Genomic DNA, 13,453 nt, shown 5'->3' with positions numbered 1-13,453 from the left:
CAATTGACCGATAACAAGAATTGATCCCTCAGGGGACAGGAAAACGGAGAGCCGAAAATGGCAAAGAGTAAGTTTGAGCGCAATAAGCCGCACGTTAACATCGGGACGATCGGTCACGTTGACCACGGCAAGACGTCGTTGACGGCAGCGATCACGAAGTACTTCGGCGAGTTCAAGGCGTATGACCAAATCGACGCGGCTCCGGAAGAGAAGGCTCGTGGCATCACGATCTCGACGGCCCACGTTGAATACGAGACGCCGAACCGTCACTATGCGCACGTTGACTGCCCCGGCCACGCCGACTACGTGAAGAACATGATCACGGGTGCCGCCCAGATGGACGGCGCGATCCTGGTTTGCTCTGCTGCTGACGGCCCGATGCCGCAGACGCGCGAGCACATCCTGCTCGCCCGCCAGGTTGGCGTTCCGGCAATCGTCGTATTCCTGAACAAGGTCGACCAGGTTGACGACGCTGAGCTTCTCGAGCTCGTCGAGCTTGAAGTTCGCGAACTTCTGTCGTCCTACGACTTCCCGGGCGACGACATCCCGGTCGTCAAGGGTTCGGCGCTTGCTGCTCTTGAAGATTCGGACAAGAAGATCGGCGAAGACGCGATCCGCGAGCTGATGGCTCAGGTTGACGCCTACATCCCGACGCCTGAGCGTCCGATCGACCAGCCGTTCCTGATGCCGATCGAAGACGTGTTCTCGATCTCTGGCCGTGGTACGGTTGTGACGGGCCGCGTCGAGCGTGGCGTGATCAAGGTTGGTGAAGAAGTCGAGATCGTCGGCATCCGTCCGACGTCGAAGACGACGGTTACCGGCGTTGAAATGTTCCGCAAGCTGCTCGACCAGGGCCAGGCCGGCGACAACATCGGCGCGCTGATCCGCGGTGTGAACCGTGACGGCGTCGAGCGTGGTCAGATCCTGTGCAAGCCGGGTTCTGTCAAGCCGCACAAGAAGTTCAAGGCCGAAGCCTACATCCTGACGAAGGAAGAAGGCGGCCGTCATACGCCGTTCTTCACGAACTACCGTCCGCAGTTCTACTTCCGTACGACGGACGTGACGGGCATCGTGACGCTTCCGGAAGGCACGGAAATGGTTATGCCAGGCGACAACGTCACGGTTGACGTCGAGCTGATCGTTCCGATCGCGATGGAAGAAAAGCTTCGCTTCGCGATCCGCGAAGGCGGCCGTACCGTCGGCGCTGGCATCGTCGCCTCCATCGTCGAGTAATTCGAAGACGGCCACTCCATTCGAGTGGCCGATTCGATGACAATATTATGATGTAAGCGGCTCTAGCCGCTTGCTTATGACATAGAAATGTTGCAAATGGCGCGCGAGCGCGATTTGCGCGCTGCTTCGGATGACGAAGCGGCCAATGAAATTAACAATAAGGTGGGCCGAAAGGCCTAAAGAGTGGATGGGGATGCCGTAGCCGGCGTCCCTCTCGATCTTTGAAACCGGTGGTCCGCCTTAGGAAACAGAACAAACCGTGCCTTTTCGAAAGGCACGCGAGATAACAAACACAAGGATAACGTCGAATGAACGGCCAAAATATCCGCATTCGCCTGAAGGCGTTCGATCACCGGATTCTCGATGCTTCCACGCGCGAGATCGTGTCGACGGCGAAGCGCACCGGTGCAAGCGTCCGGGGCCCCGTTCCGCTTCCGACTCGTATCGAGAAGTTTACGGTAAACCGGTCCCCGCACATCGACAAGAAGAGCCGCGAGCAGTTCGAGATGCGCACGCATAAGCGCCTCCTCGACATCGTTGACCCGACCCCGCAGACGGTAGACGCGCTGATGAAGCTCGATCTCGCCGCCGGTGTCGATGTTGAGATCAAGCTCTAAGGCCTCCGGTCCTCGAGCTGAGTGAGAAGGATTGAACCGATGCGTTCAGGTGTGATTGCACAGAAGGTGGGAATGACCCGCGTCTACAACGACGCCGGCGAGCATGTCCCGGTTACCGTATTGCGTATGGAAGGCTGCCAGGTCGTAGCCCAGCGCACAGTTGAAAAGAATGGCTACACCGCAGTTCAGCTCGGTGCCGGCCAGGCTAAAGTTAAGAACACGACGAAGGCTCTTCGCGGCCATTTCGCCGTCGCAAGCGTAGAGCCGAAGGCCAAGCTCGCAGAATTCCGTGTCACGGAAGACAATCTGCTCGCAGTTGGCACCGAGCTCAACGCAGGTCACTTCACGGCGGGTCAGCTCGTCGACGTGACCGGCACGACGATCGGTAAGGGCTTTGCCGGCGCCATCAAGCGCCACGGCTTCGGCGGTTTGCGCGCCACGCACGGTGTGTCGGTTTCGCACCGCTCGCACGGTTCGACCGGCTCGCGCCAGGACCCGGGCAAGGTGTTCAAGAACAAGAAGATGGCTGGTCACATGGGCCAGACCCGCGTCACGACGCAGAACCTTGAAGTGGTATCGACCGATGAAGATCGCGGTCTAATCCTCGTCAAGGGTGCGGTTCCCGGCTCCAAGGGCGCCTGGATCATCGTGCGCGACGCCGTCAAGTCGGCAGCGAAGTAAGGGAGCCAAACCAATGGAATTCAACGTCAAGACCCTTGAGGGCAAAGACGCCGGGAAGGTTTCCCTTTCTGATGCGATTTTCGGCCTCGAGCCGCGTGAAGACATTCTCGCTCGCGTCGTTCGCTGGCAGCTTGCCAAGAAGCAGCAGGGCACGCATCAGGCCAAGGGCCGCGCAGACGTAGCGCGCACCGGTGCCAAGATGTACAAGCAGAAGGGTACGGGCCGCGCTCGTCACCATTCGGCTCGCGCTCCGCAGTTCCGCGGCGGTGGTAAGGCTCACGGCCCGGTCGCTCGCAGCCACGAGCATGATCTGCCGAAGAAGGTTCGCGCCCTCGGCCTGCGTCACGCTCTCTCTGCCAAGTTCAAGGCTGAAGACGTGATTGTCATCGACAATCTCGTCGCTACCGAAGCCAAGACCAAGGCACTCGCTGGCGCTTTCGAGACGCTCGGCCTGACGAACGCTCTGTTCATCGGCGGTGCTGAGCTCGACAGCAACTTCAAGCTCGCAGCCCAGAACATCCCGAACATCGATGTTCTGCCGGTTCAGGGCATCAACGTTTACGACATCCTGCGCCGCGGCAAGCTCGTGCTGTCCAAGGCTGCAGTTGAAGCTCTAGAGGAGCGATTCAAGTGACGGATCTTCGCCATTATGATGTGATCGTTTCTCCGGCGATCACCGAAAAGTCCACGCTGCTGTCGGACAATAACCAGGTTGTTTTCAACGTTGCGAAGACCGCGACGAAGCCGGAAATCAAGGCTGCCGTCGAAGCGCTCTTCGGCGTCAAGGTGACGGCCGTTAACACTCTGCTGCGCCTCGGCAAGACCAAGCGGTTCAAGGGTCTCGTCGGCAAGCAGAAGGACGTGAAGAAGGCTGTTGTGACGCTCGCCGAAGGCCAGTCGATCGACGTCTCCACCGGTCTCTGAGGAATAAGAAAATGGCATTGAAAACATTCAATCCGACGACCCCGAGCCAGCGTCAGCTGGTCATTGTCGATCGCTCCTCGCTCTACAAGGGCAAGCCGGTCAAGTCGTTGACCGAAGGCCTCACCTCCAAGGGTGGCCGTAACAACACCGGCCGCATCACCGTCCGTTTCCAGGGCGGTGGTCACAAGCGCAGCTATCGTCTGGTCGACTTCAAGCGTCGCAAGTTCGACGTCGAAGCAACCGTCGAGCGTATCGAATACGATCCGAACCGTACCGCTTACATCGCTCTGGTGAAGTACACGGACGGCGAACTGGCCTACATCCTCGCTCCGCAGCGTCTCGCTTCGGGCGACAAGGTCATCGCTTCGGAAAAGGCAGTGGACGTGAAGCCTGGCAACACCATGCCGCTTCAGTTCATCCCGGTCGGCTCCATCATCCACAATGTGGAAATGAAGCCTGGCAAGGGCGGTCAGATCGCTCGCTCCGCCGGCTCCTACGCTCAGCTCGTCGGCCGTGACCAGGGCATGGCGATCCTTCGCCTGAACTCGGGTGAACAGCGCCTTGTGCACGGCACCTGCCTTGCCACGATCGGTGCGGTTTCGAACCCGGATCACGGCAACATCAACGACGGTAAGGCCGGTCGTTCGCGTTGGCGTGGCAAGAAGCCGCATAACCGCGGCGTTGTCATGAACCCGGTCGACCATCCGCACGGCGGTGGTGAAGGCCGCACCTCCGGTGGTCGCCATCCGGTGACCCCGTGGGGCAAGCCGACCAAGGGCAAGCGTACGCGGTCGAACAAGTCGACCGACAAGATGATTATGCGCTCGCGCCATCAGCGCAAGAAGTAAGAGAGGAAGTCTCAAGTGGCTCGTTCAGTATGGAAAGGTCCGTTTGTTGACGGCTATCTTCTCAAGAAGGCTGAGAAGGTGCGTGAAGGCGGACGTAACGAAGTAATCAAAATGTGGAGCCGTCGCTCCACCATCATGCCGCAGTTCGTTGGTCTCACCTTCGGCGTCTACAACGGCAGCAAGCACATTCCGGTCAGCGTCAATGAAGACATGGTCGGACACAAGTTCGGCGAGTTCGCCCCGACCCGTACCTATTATGGTCACGGTGCGGACAAGAAGGCGAAGAGGAAGTAACAATGGGCAAGGCAAAAACCGAACGCCGGCTGAAGGACAACGAGGCGCAGGCAGTTGCGCGCACGCTCCGCGTCAGCCCGCAGAAGCTCAACCTGGTCGCGGCTTCGATCCGCGGCAAGAAGGTTGACCGCGCGCTCGCAGAGCTGGAATTCTCGCGCAAGCGTATCGCTGGCGCCGTGAAGAAGACGCTCGAATCTGCGATCGCCAATGCAGAAAACAATCACGATCTCGACGTTGACTCGCTGGTCGTTGCAGAAGCTTACGTCGGCAAGTCGATCGTCATGAAGCGTTTCCACGCTCGTGGCCGCGGCCGCGCATCTCGCATCGAGCGTCCGTTTGCGCACCTGACGATCGTCGTTCGTGAAGTGGAAGCTCAAGGGGAGGCCGCATAATGGGTCAGAAAATCAATCCGATCGGCTTTCGTCTTGGCATCAACCGTACCTGGGATAGCCGCTGGTTCGCGGATAATGCCGAGTACGGCCAACTCCTCCACGAAGACCTGAAGATGCGCAAGTTCGTCATGAACGAACTGAAGCAGGCTGGTATCTCCAAGGTGGTCATCGAGCGTCCGCACAAGAAGTGCCGCGTCACGATCCACTCGGCTCGTCCGGGCCTGATCATCGGCAAGAAGGGCGCTGACATCGACAAGCTCCGCAAGAAGCTGTCGGACATGACGAATTCCGAAACGCACCTCAACATCGTTGAAGTTCGCAAGCCGGAAATCGACGCGACGCTGGTTGCCCAGTCGATCGCTCAGCAGCTGGAACGCCGTGTTGCTTTCCGTCGCGCCATGAAGCGCGCCGTTCAGTCCGCGATGCGTCTTGGCGCCGAAGGCATCAAGATCACCTGCGCCGGCCGTCTCGGCGGTGCTGAAATCGCTCGTACGGAATGGTACCGCGAAGGTCGCGTGCCGCTGCATACGCTGCGCGCCGACATCGACTACGGTACGGCTGAAGCAGAAACCGCTTTCGGTATCTGCGGCATCAAGGTCTGGATCTTCAAGGGCGAAATCCTTGAGCACGATCCGATGGCCTCCGAACGCCGCGCGCTCGAAGGCGACGCCCAGGGTCCGGCTAGCCGCGATCGCGATAGAGACCGTCGCCGCGACAACGCTTGATAGCGTACGTGGCAGATAAGTTCGGAGAATAAGAAAATGTTGCAGCCAAAGCGTACGAAGTACCGCAAGCAATTCAAGGGCCGCATCAAGGGCGTTGCCAAGGGTGGTTCTGATCTGGCGTTCGGCGAATTCGGCCTGAAGTCGCAGGAGCCTAACCGCGTCAACGCTCGCGAGATCGAAGCGGCCCGCCGGGCGATCACGCGCTATATGAAGCGCGCCGGCCGTGTATGGATCCGCGTGTTCCCGGATGTTCCGGTAACCGCAAAGCCGACCGAAGTCCGTATGGGTAAAGGTAAGGGCTCTGTCGAATACTGGGCATGCAAGGTCAAGCCCGGCCGTATGATGTTCGAGATCGACGGTGTGAGCGAAGAAATCGCTCGTGAGGCCCTGCGCCTCGGCGCTGCCAAGCTCTCGGTCAAGACGCGCTTCGTTCAGCGCATTGCAGAGTAAGGAAGAAGCTCATGAAAGCCGCAGATGTTCGCGCCCTGAGCGCCGACCAACTCAAGGACGAGCTTGCCAAGCTGAAGAAGGAGCAGTTCAACCTGCGCTTTCAGAAGGCGACCGGCCAGCTCGAGAAGTCCTCGCGCATCAACGAAGTCCGCAAGGACATCGCTCGCGTAAAAACCATTGCCCGCCAGAAGGCGGCAGAAGCAAAGGCCTAAAGGAAGAATAACATGCCGAAGCGCATTCTGCAGGGCGTCGTGGTCAGCGACAAGAACGAGAAGACGGTAGTTGTCCGCGTTGAGCGTCGTTTCGCTCACCCGCTGCTCCAGAAGACCGTTCGTCGTTCCAAGAAGTACAAGGCTCACGACGAAAACAATCAGTACAAGACCGGCGACGTCGTTTCCATCGAGGAATGCGCGCCGATCTCCAAGGATAAGACCTGGACGGTCGTTTCCGCCCAGTCCAAGTAACAGAATTTCGCTCAGGCCCTTGCGCTTGGGCGAAATATCTGTATGAAGCACGAGCTTGGAAGCAGGACGCTCGCGAACGGGCGTTCTTTTGCTTTATTGATGGCCGGCAGAGGCGACCCGTTGCGGTTCCGAAGCCCAGGCATAATCAGACAAGACACTAGTCCATAAGCCGGGGTAGGGGGTCGATTGGCCCAACCATTCCGGTAACAACAAGAAGGCGACCTGACATGATTCAGATGCAAACAAACCTCGACGTGGCGGATAATTCCGGCGCACGTCGTGTCATGTGCATCAAGGTGCTGGGCGGCTCGAAGCGCAAGTATGCCTCGATCGGCGACGTTATCGTCGTTTCGATCAAGGAAGCTATCCCGCGCGGCCGTGTGAAGAAGGGTGACGTGATGAAGGCGGTTGTTGTTCGTACCGCCAAGGACATCCGTCGTCCGGATGGCAGCGTCATCCGCTTCGATACCAACGCAGCAGTCCTCATCGACAACAAGAAAGAGCCGATCGGCACCCGTATCTTCGGACCGGTTCCGCGCGAACTTCGCGCCAAGAACCACATGAAGATCATCTCGCTGGCTCCAGAAGTACTGTAAGGAGCGGAGCGATGCAGAAGATCCGTAAAGGCGACAAGGTTGTCGTATTGACCGGTAAGGACAAGGGCCGTACCGGCGAAGTCATTCAAGTGCTGCCGAAGGAAGACCGTGCGGTCGTTCGTGGCGTCAACGTCATCAAGCGCCATCAGCGCCAGACGCAGAACCAGGAAGCCGGCATCATCAGCAAGGAAGCCCCGCTTCACCTGTCCAACATTGCGATCGTCGACAAGGACGGCAAGCCGACCCGCGTCGGTTTCAAGGTTGTGGATGGCAAGAAGGTCCGTGTGGCCAAGACCTCGGGAGAAGTGATCGATGGCTGAGGCAAAGTACGAGCCGCGGCTCAAGAAGGAATATGTTGCTCGCATCCGTGCAGCCATGCAGGAGCAGTTCTCCTACGCTAACGAGATGCAGATCCCGAAGCTGGACAAGATCGTGATCAACATGGGCGTTGGCGAAGCGACGGCTGATTCGAAGAAGCCGACCGTTGCTGCTGCCGACCTGGCGGCCATCGCTGGCCAGAAGCCGGTCATTACCCGCGCGCGCAACTCCATCGCTGGCTTCAAGGTCCGCGAAAACATGCCGATCGGCGCCAAGGTGACGCTGCGCGGCGCCCGCATGTATGAGTTCCTGGATCGTCTGGTCAACATCGCGCTTCCGCGCGTTCGCGACTTCCGCGGCCTGAACCCGAAGAGCTTTGACGGTCGTGGCAATTTTGCCATGGGCATCAAGGAGCACATTGTGTTCCCTGAGATCAACTACGACAAGGTTGATCAGATGTGGGGCATGGACATCATCGTTTGCACGACGGCGACGACCGACGACGAAGCACGGGCTCTTCTGAAAGAGTTCAACTTCCCGTTCCGTCAATAACCGTAACGACGAGCGTAGAAAAGGAACCCTGATATGGCGAAGACAAGCGCAGTTGAAAAGAACAAGCGCCGCCGCAATACGGTTGCCAACCAGGCCGCGAAGCGGGCTGCTCTCAAGGCAATCATCATGAACCAGTCTCTCTCGATCGAAGACCGGTTCAAGGCCACTCTGAAGTTGGCATCGCTCCCGCGCGATGGATCGAAGACCCGTATTCGCAACCGTTGCGAAGTGTCTGGCCGTCCGCGCGCCTACTACCGCAAACTGCGCATGTCGCGTATCGCGCTGCGTGAACTCGGCAATCTCGGCAAGGTGCCGGGCATCGTCAAGTCCAGCTGGTAAGGAGCAGATTAGATGTCTATGACTGATCCTTTGGGCGATATGCTCACCCGCATCCGCAATGGCGCTTCGCGCCGCAAGTCGTCGGTTTCGACGCCTGCGTCCAAGCTCCGTGCACGCGTTCTCGATGTGCTCCAAGCTGAAGGCTACATCCGTGGCTATTCCGTCGTCGATTTCGGCAACGGCAAGTCTGAGCTCAACATCGAACTCAAGTACTACGAAGGCGCTTCGGTGATCCGCGAGATCGGCCGTGTGTCTAAGCCGGGCCGCCGGGTTTATGTCTCGGTCAAGTCCATTCCGCAGGTCGCGAACGGTCTCGGCATCACCATCCTTTCGACTCCGAAGGGTGTGATGGCCGATCACCAGGCTCGCGAACAGAATGTTGGTGGCGAGGTTCTCTGCTCGGTCTTCTAAGATCGAACAGAGATATCTCCTTCGAAACAGACAGGTTTGAAAAATGTCTCGTATCGGTAAGAAGCCCGTTCAGGTACCTGCAGGGATCACGGCCACGGTTGATGGCCAGAAAGTGACTGCCAAGGGCCCCAAGGGCGAGCTGTTTTTCGTCGCTAACGACGAAATCGGTCTCAAGCTGGAAAACAATGCAATCGTCGTGACGCCGCTCAACGACTCCAAGGATGCTCGCGCAAAGTGGGGCATGTCCCGCACCATGATCGAGAACATCTTCAAGGGTGTTAAGGACGGCTACGAGCGCAAGCTCGAAATCAACGGCGTCGGCTACCGTGCCTCCATGCAGGGCAAGAACCTGCAGCTGGCGCTCGGCTTCAGCCACGACGTGATTTATCAGCCGCCGCAGGGCATCACCATTGCTGTGCCGAAGCCGACGGAAATCGTCGTCACCGGCATCAACAAGCAGCAGGTTGGTCAGGTTGCCGCTGAAATCCGCGAATATCGCGGTCCTGAGCCCTACAAGGGCAAGGGCGTTAAGTATGCCGAAGAGCGGATCGTCCGCAAAGAAGGCAAGAAGAAGTAAGGAACACGCGAAATGGCTAGCAGGAAAGAAGCACTTGCGCGTCGCGCCAACCGCGTGCGCCGTCAAATCAAGGCGGTGGCCAATGGCCGTCCGCGCCTGTCGGTTCATCGCTCGTCGAAGAACATCTACGCTCAGATCATCGATGATGTGGCTGGCAAGACCATCGCGGCTGCCTCCACCCTCGACAAGGATCTGCGCGGTTCTCTGAAGACCGGTGCCGATACCGCAGCCGCAGCCCTCGTTGGCAAGCTCGTTGCCGAGCGCGCCTCCAAGGCCGGCGTGAAGGAAGTCGTGTTCGATCGCGGCGCTTTCATCTATCACGGCCGTATCAAGGCCCTGGCTGAAGCAGCCCGCGAAGGCGGCCTGACCTTCTAATCAGATTTCCGGCCGGTGATCTCAAGGATGCCGGCCGGATATTCACCGGACCGCAAATCTCCGTGGGGAGGTTCATGCGGTCTTCGTTTTGTTTGCCCGTTGCACCCGGAAAAGAAAAAGGAAGAGGACAATGGCACAGGAAAAGAGGGCTCCGCGGGAAGACCGTCAGAGCCGTGAAGAGCGCGATAGCGAATTCGTCGACAAGCTGGTCGCGATCAACCGCGTCGCCAAGGTTGTTAAGGGTGGCCGTCGCTTCGGCTTCGCCGCTCTCGTCGTCGTTGGCGACCAGAAGGGCCGCGTAGGCTTCGGCCATGGCAAGGCACGCGAAGTGCCGGAAGCCATCCGCAAGGCAACCGAAAGCGCCAAGCGCGACATGATCTTCGTACCGCTGCGCGACGGCCGTACGCTGCATCACGACGTTCATGGCCGTCATGGCGCCGGCAAGGTTCTGCTGCGCTCGGCCAAGGTCGGTACCGGTATCATCGCCGGCGGCCCGATGCGCGCCGTTTTCGAAACGCTCGGCGTTCATGACGTCGTTGCCAAGTCGACCGGTTCGTCGAACCCGTACAACATGGTTCGCGCCACGTTCGACGCCCTGAAGCACCAGGTTCACCCGAAGGACATCGCAGCTCAGCGCGGCATCAAGTATGCCACCCTGCAGGCTCGCCGCGCCGCTTCGGGCAACGCCTCCGAAGAATAAGGGAGTTTGACCTATGGCCAAGACGACCAAGAAGGCTGAAGCTAAGGCGACCGTTACGGTCGAGCAGATTGGCAGCCCGATCCGCCGTCCGGATGTTCAGCAGAAGACGCTGATCGGTCTCGGACTGAACAAAATGCACCGTCGCCGCACGCTGGAAGATACTCCGGCTGTTCGTGGCATGATCCGTGCTGTCCAGCATCTCGTTCGCGTTGTCGACGAGAAGTGAGCCGGAGGTAATTCGCTATGAAACTGAATGAAATCAAGGATAACGAAGGCTCGACCCACAGCCGCAAGCGCCTCGGCCGCGGCATCGGCTCCGGCTCCGGCAAGACCGGTGGCCGTGGTGTGAAGGGTCAGAAGTCCCGTTCGGGCGTTGCGATCAACGGCTTCGAAGGCGGTCAGATGCCCATCTACCGTCGTCTGCCGAAGCGCGGCTTCAACAACATCTTCGCATCCGACTACGTTGTCGTATCGCTGGCACGCATCCAGGCTGCCGTCGATGCCGGCAAGCTCGATGCCAAGAGCACTGTTGATGCAGCAGCTCTCAAGGCTGCCGGCGTTATTCGCCGCGTCAAGGATGGCGTTCGGGTTCTCTCGGACGGCGAACTGAAGGCGAAGCTTGCTCTTGAAGTTGCAGGCGCTTCCAAGTCCGCAGTCGAGAAGATCGAAAAGGCTGGCGGTTCCGTCAAGCTGCTCGCTGCTGCCGCAGAATAATATTATCAATAATCGCCCGAAGTGACTTCACTTCGGGCGATTTTGCTCCCATATGTGAGCCTCACGAATCTGATCGATGCGGCAAGTGTCTTTCCGATCGATAACGGGAACCAAGGGTGAGGCGCCCGATTGCAGCGCAATCCGTCCGAAGCCCGGCTTTTGAACAATTTACAGACTGATTCCGGACTCGGCCGACTATGCCGGAATTGGTGATGCGGAGATTTGCATGGCTTCTGCAGCGGAACAATTGGCGTCCAACCTCAATTTTTCGACCTTTGCCAAAGCCGAGGATCTCAAGAAGCGCCTGTGGTTTACCCTCGGCGCTCTCCTCGTCTACCGGCTCGGCACCCACATTCCGCTTCCTGGCCTCAATCCTGCCGCCTACGCCCAGGCTTTCCAGAATCAGTCGGGCGGCATTCTCGGCCTCTTCAACATGTTCTCGGGCGGCGCCGTGCAGCGCATGGCGATCTTTGCGCTCGGCATCATGCCCTATATTTCCGCCTCGATCATCGTTCAGCTGATGACGTCGGTTGTTCCCTCGCTCGAGAACCTGAAGAAGGAAGGCGAGCAGGGCCGCAAGATCATCAACCAGTACACCCGCTACGGCACGGTGCTGCTCGGCGCATTGCAGGCCTATGGCATTGCGATCGGCCTGGAGCATGGCAACGGCGTCGTCGTCGATCCCGGCTGGTTCTTCCGTATTTCCACCGTCATAACGCTGCTTGGCGGCACCATGTTCCTGATGTGGCTTGGCGAACAGGTGACGTCGCGCGGTATCGGCAACGGCATCTCGCTGATCATCTTCGCGGGTATCGCCGCCGGTCTTCCGACTGCGCTCGCCGGTACCCTTGAGCTTGGCCGCACGGGCGCGCTTTCCACGCCTCTTATTCTCGCCGTGCTGGTCGTCGCTATTCTGGTCATCGCGCTCATCGTCTTCGTCGAGCGCGCGCAGCGTCGCCTGCTGATCCAATATCCGAAGCGCCAGGTTGGCACGCGCATGTTCCAGGGCGATACGTCGCACCTGCCGCTGAAGCTGAACACTTCGGGCGTCATCCCGGCGATCTTCGCGTCGTCGCTGCTTCTGCTGCCGGCAACCGTCGCCGGTCTCGGCAACAACACCGCGCTTCCGGCCTGGGTAACGTCCATCGTTGCAGCGCTCGGCCACGGACAGCCCGTCTATATGGTGCTCTACGCCGCTCTGATCGCCTTCTTCGCCTTCTTCTACACGGCTCTCGTCTTCAATCCGAAGGACACGGCCGACAATCTGAAGAAGCACGGCGGTTTCATTCCCGGTATCCGTCCGGGTGAGCGCACCGCCGAATATATCGATTACGTACTGACCCGCATCACGGTCATCGGCGCGATCTATCTTGTCTTCGTCTGCATCCTGCCCGAAATTCTCGTATCCCAGACAGGTATTCCCTTGTCTCTGGGTGGCACTTCGCTTCTGATCGTGGTTAGCGTAACGCTGGATACGGTGGCGCAGATTCAGGGTCACCTGATCGCACAGCAATATGAAGGCCTGATCAAGAAATCGAAGTTGCGTGGAGGAAAGAGGGGGCGATGAGACTCATACTTTTAGGGCCGCCGGGAGCAGGTAAGGGGACCCAGGCCCAGCGCATCGTGGAAAAGCATGGCATTCCGCAGCTTTCCACTGGCGATATGCTGCGTGCGGCCGTTCAGGCCGGCACGGAAGTTGGCAAGCGCGCCAAGGCTGTCATGGACGCCGGCAAGCTTGTTTCGGATGAGATCGTCAACGCGATCGTTTCCGAACGCATCGATCAGCCGGATTGTGCCAAGGGTTTCATTCTCGATGGTTTCCCGCGCACTCTTGTACAGGCTGATGCAACGGAGAAGATGCTTAGCGCGAAGGGCCTCGAGCTCTCCGTCGTGATTGAGCTCAAAGTGGACGACGCCGAACTGATTCGCCGCGTCTCTGGCCGCTATTCCTGCTCGAATTGCGGCAGTGTCTATCACGACACTGACAAGGTTCCGGCAAATGCCGGTGTCTGCGACAAATGCGGCTCGACGCATTTCAAGCGCCGCCCGGATGACAATGCCGAAACCATGGCGACCCGTCTTCAGGTCTACTACAAGGAGACCTCGCCGCTGATCGGTTACTACTATGCCAAGGGCAAGTTGCAGAGCATCGACGGCATGGCCGATATCGAACATGTGACCGAAAGCATAGAGGCTATCCTGGCTAAGCTTTAGATAGCCTAAAATAAACTTGCCGGAGCGGT

24 protein-coding genes are annotated in these 13,453 nt (G+C 58.9%); all 24 read left to right on the top strand.

From position 1 onward, the window contains the following. The first annotated feature begins 57 nt into the window (after nucleotides 1-57). The 24 genes from tuf to FBZ99_RS03065 all read left to right on the top strand — a co-directional run bounded on the left by tuf (nucleotide 58) and on the right by FBZ99_RS03065 (nucleotide 13,424). Nucleotides 58-1,233, top strand: coding sequence for an elongation factor Tu (tuf, locus tag FBZ99_RS03180; protein WP_095434658.1), 1,176 nt, complete (start codon nucleotides 58-60; stop codon nucleotides 1,231-1,233). 308 nt (nucleotides 1,234-1,541) lie between these two features. Continuing rightward, on the top strand, nucleotides 1,542-1,850 hold the full coding sequence (gene rpsJ, locus FBZ99_RS03175; protein WP_003547547.1) for a 30S ribosomal protein S10: 309 nt from the start codon (nucleotides 1,542-1,544) through the stop codon (nucleotides 1,848-1,850). A gap of 39 nt (nucleotides 1,851-1,889) precedes the next feature. After that, nucleotides 1,890-2,531 (top strand): 50S ribosomal protein L3, encoded by a 642-nt coding sequence (rplC, locus tag FBZ99_RS03170; protein ID WP_075852342.1) that lies wholly within the window; start codon nucleotides 1,890-1,892, stop codon nucleotides 2,529-2,531. A gap of 13 nt (nucleotides 2,532-2,544) precedes the next feature. After that, nucleotides 2,545-3,165 (top strand): 50S ribosomal protein L4, encoded by a 621-nt coding sequence (gene rplD, locus FBZ99_RS03165; protein WP_015339599.1) that lies wholly within the window; start codon nucleotides 2,545-2,547, stop codon nucleotides 3,163-3,165. Next, nucleotides 3,162-3,455 (top strand): 50S ribosomal protein L23, encoded by a 294-nt coding sequence (locus FBZ99_RS03160; RefSeq protein ID WP_015339600.1) that lies wholly within the window; start codon nucleotides 3,162-3,164, stop codon nucleotides 3,453-3,455. Before rplD ends, FBZ99_RS03160 begins: the two co-directional genes overlap by 4 nt. Nucleotides 3,456-3,466: 11 nt before the next feature. Beyond that, on the top strand, nucleotides 3,467-4,303 hold the full coding sequence (gene rplB / locus FBZ99_RS03155; protein ID WP_069611898.1) for a 50S ribosomal protein L2: 837 nt from the start codon (nucleotides 3,467-3,469) through the stop codon (nucleotides 4,301-4,303). 15 nt (nucleotides 4,304-4,318) lie between these two features. After that, nucleotides 4,319-4,597 (top strand): 30S ribosomal protein S19, encoded by a 279-nt coding sequence (gene rpsS, locus FBZ99_RS03150; protein ID WP_037199970.1) that lies wholly within the window; start codon nucleotides 4,319-4,321, stop codon nucleotides 4,595-4,597. A 2-nt stretch (nucleotides 4,598-4,599) separates the two neighbouring features. Then, nucleotides 4,600-4,989, top strand: coding sequence for a 50S ribosomal protein L22 (rplV, locus tag FBZ99_RS03145; protein WP_004118391.1), 390 nt, complete (start codon nucleotides 4,600-4,602; stop codon nucleotides 4,987-4,989). After that, nucleotides 4,989-5,714 carry a 30S ribosomal protein S3 gene (rpsC, locus tag FBZ99_RS03140; protein ID WP_004118393.1) on the top strand — a complete coding sequence of 242 codons (726 nt, stop codon included), beginning with the start codon at nucleotides 4,989-4,991 and terminating at the stop codon, nucleotides 5,712-5,714. Before rplV ends, rpsC begins: the two co-directional genes overlap by 1 nt. 36 nt (nucleotides 5,715-5,750) lie before the next feature. Then, nucleotides 5,751-6,164 carry a 50S ribosomal protein L16 gene (gene rplP, locus FBZ99_RS03135; protein WP_004118395.1) on the top strand — a complete coding sequence of 138 codons (414 nt, stop codon included), beginning with the start codon at nucleotides 5,751-5,753 and terminating at the stop codon, nucleotides 6,162-6,164. 11 nt (nucleotides 6,165-6,175) lie between these two features. After that, complete coding sequence (gene rpmC, locus FBZ99_RS03130; RefSeq protein WP_007690763.1) at nucleotides 6,176-6,376, top strand: 50S ribosomal protein L29; 201 nt, start codon at nucleotides 6,176-6,178, stop codon at nucleotides 6,374-6,376. A 12-nt stretch (nucleotides 6,377-6,388) separates the two neighbouring features. After that, a complete protein-coding gene (rpsQ, locus tag FBZ99_RS03125) occupies nucleotides 6,389-6,628 on the top strand; it encodes a 30S ribosomal protein S17 (RefSeq protein ID WP_069611899.1) in 240 nt (79 codons plus the stop codon). A gap of 227 nt (nucleotides 6,629-6,855) precedes the next feature. Next, nucleotides 6,856-7,224: a 50S ribosomal protein L14 gene (gene rplN, locus FBZ99_RS03120; protein WP_003573790.1), complete on the top strand. Its 369-nt coding sequence runs from the start codon at nucleotides 6,856-6,858 to the stop codon at nucleotides 7,222-7,224. Between the two features lie 11 nt (nucleotides 7,225-7,235). Beyond that, on the top strand, nucleotides 7,236-7,544 hold the full coding sequence (gene rplX, locus FBZ99_RS03115; RefSeq protein WP_069611900.1) for a 50S ribosomal protein L24: 309 nt from the start codon (nucleotides 7,236-7,238) through the stop codon (nucleotides 7,542-7,544). After that, nucleotides 7,537-8,094 (top strand): 50S ribosomal protein L5, encoded by a 558-nt coding sequence (gene rplE / locus FBZ99_RS03110; protein ID WP_069611901.1) that lies wholly within the window; start codon nucleotides 7,537-7,539, stop codon nucleotides 8,092-8,094. Before rplX ends, rplE begins: the two co-directional genes overlap by 8 nt. Before the next feature lie 33 nt (nucleotides 8,095-8,127). Further along, nucleotides 8,128-8,433 carry a 30S ribosomal protein S14 gene (gene rpsN / locus FBZ99_RS03105; RefSeq protein WP_004118406.1) on the top strand — a complete coding sequence of 102 codons (306 nt, stop codon included), beginning with the start codon at nucleotides 8,128-8,130 and terminating at the stop codon, nucleotides 8,431-8,433. Nucleotides 8,434-8,445: 12 nt separating this feature from the next. Further along, nucleotides 8,446-8,844 (top strand): 30S ribosomal protein S8, encoded by a 399-nt coding sequence (gene rpsH, locus FBZ99_RS03100; RefSeq protein WP_015339607.1) that lies wholly within the window; start codon nucleotides 8,446-8,448, stop codon nucleotides 8,842-8,844. Nucleotides 8,845-8,887: 43 nt separating this feature from the next. Next, on the top strand, nucleotides 8,888-9,421 hold the full coding sequence (gene rplF, locus FBZ99_RS03095) for a 50S ribosomal protein L6 (RefSeq protein WP_069611902.1): 534 nt from the start codon (nucleotides 8,888-8,890) through the stop codon (nucleotides 9,419-9,421). 12 nt (nucleotides 9,422-9,433) lie between these two features. Beyond that, a complete protein-coding gene (gene rplR, locus FBZ99_RS03090; protein WP_113352672.1) occupies nucleotides 9,434-9,796 on the top strand; it encodes a 50S ribosomal protein L18 in 363 nt (120 codons plus the stop codon). 130 nt (nucleotides 9,797-9,926) lie between these two features. Then, nucleotides 9,927-10,496 (top strand): 30S ribosomal protein S5, encoded by a 570-nt coding sequence (gene rpsE, locus FBZ99_RS03085; RefSeq protein WP_004118414.1) that lies wholly within the window; start codon nucleotides 9,927-9,929, stop codon nucleotides 10,494-10,496. A 13-nt stretch (nucleotides 10,497-10,509) separates the two neighbouring features. Beyond that, entirely contained in the window at nucleotides 10,510-10,722 is a 213-nt protein-coding gene (gene rpmD, locus FBZ99_RS03080) for a 50S ribosomal protein L30 (protein WP_007690786.1), read from the top strand. A 17-nt stretch (nucleotides 10,723-10,739) separates the two neighbouring features. Then, nucleotides 10,740-11,210: a 50S ribosomal protein L15 gene (gene rplO, locus FBZ99_RS03075; RefSeq protein ID WP_069611904.1), complete on the top strand. Its 471-nt coding sequence runs from the start codon at nucleotides 10,740-10,742 to the stop codon at nucleotides 11,208-11,210. A 226-nt stretch (nucleotides 11,211-11,436) separates the two neighbouring features. Then, complete coding sequence (gene secY, locus FBZ99_RS03070; RefSeq protein WP_069611905.1) at nucleotides 11,437-12,777, top strand: preprotein translocase subunit SecY; 1,341 nt, start codon at nucleotides 11,437-11,439, stop codon at nucleotides 12,775-12,777. Then, on the top strand, nucleotides 12,774-13,424 hold the full coding sequence (locus FBZ99_RS03065) for an adenylate kinase (protein ID WP_113333541.1): 651 nt from the start codon (nucleotides 12,774-12,776) through the stop codon (nucleotides 13,422-13,424). Before secY ends, FBZ99_RS03065 begins: the two co-directional genes overlap by 4 nt. The last annotated feature ends 29 nt before the right edge of the window (nucleotides 13,425-13,453 follow it).

The sequence above is a fragment of the Rhizobium sp. ERR 1071 genome (assembly GCF_007828675.1).
Classification (GTDB): Bacteria; Pseudomonadota; Alphaproteobacteria; order Rhizobiales; family Rhizobiaceae; genus Rhizobium; species Rhizobium dioscoreae.
The sequence above is the reverse complement of the archived record's forward strand: the minus strand, read 5'-3'. Positions and strand labels throughout refer to the sequence as shown.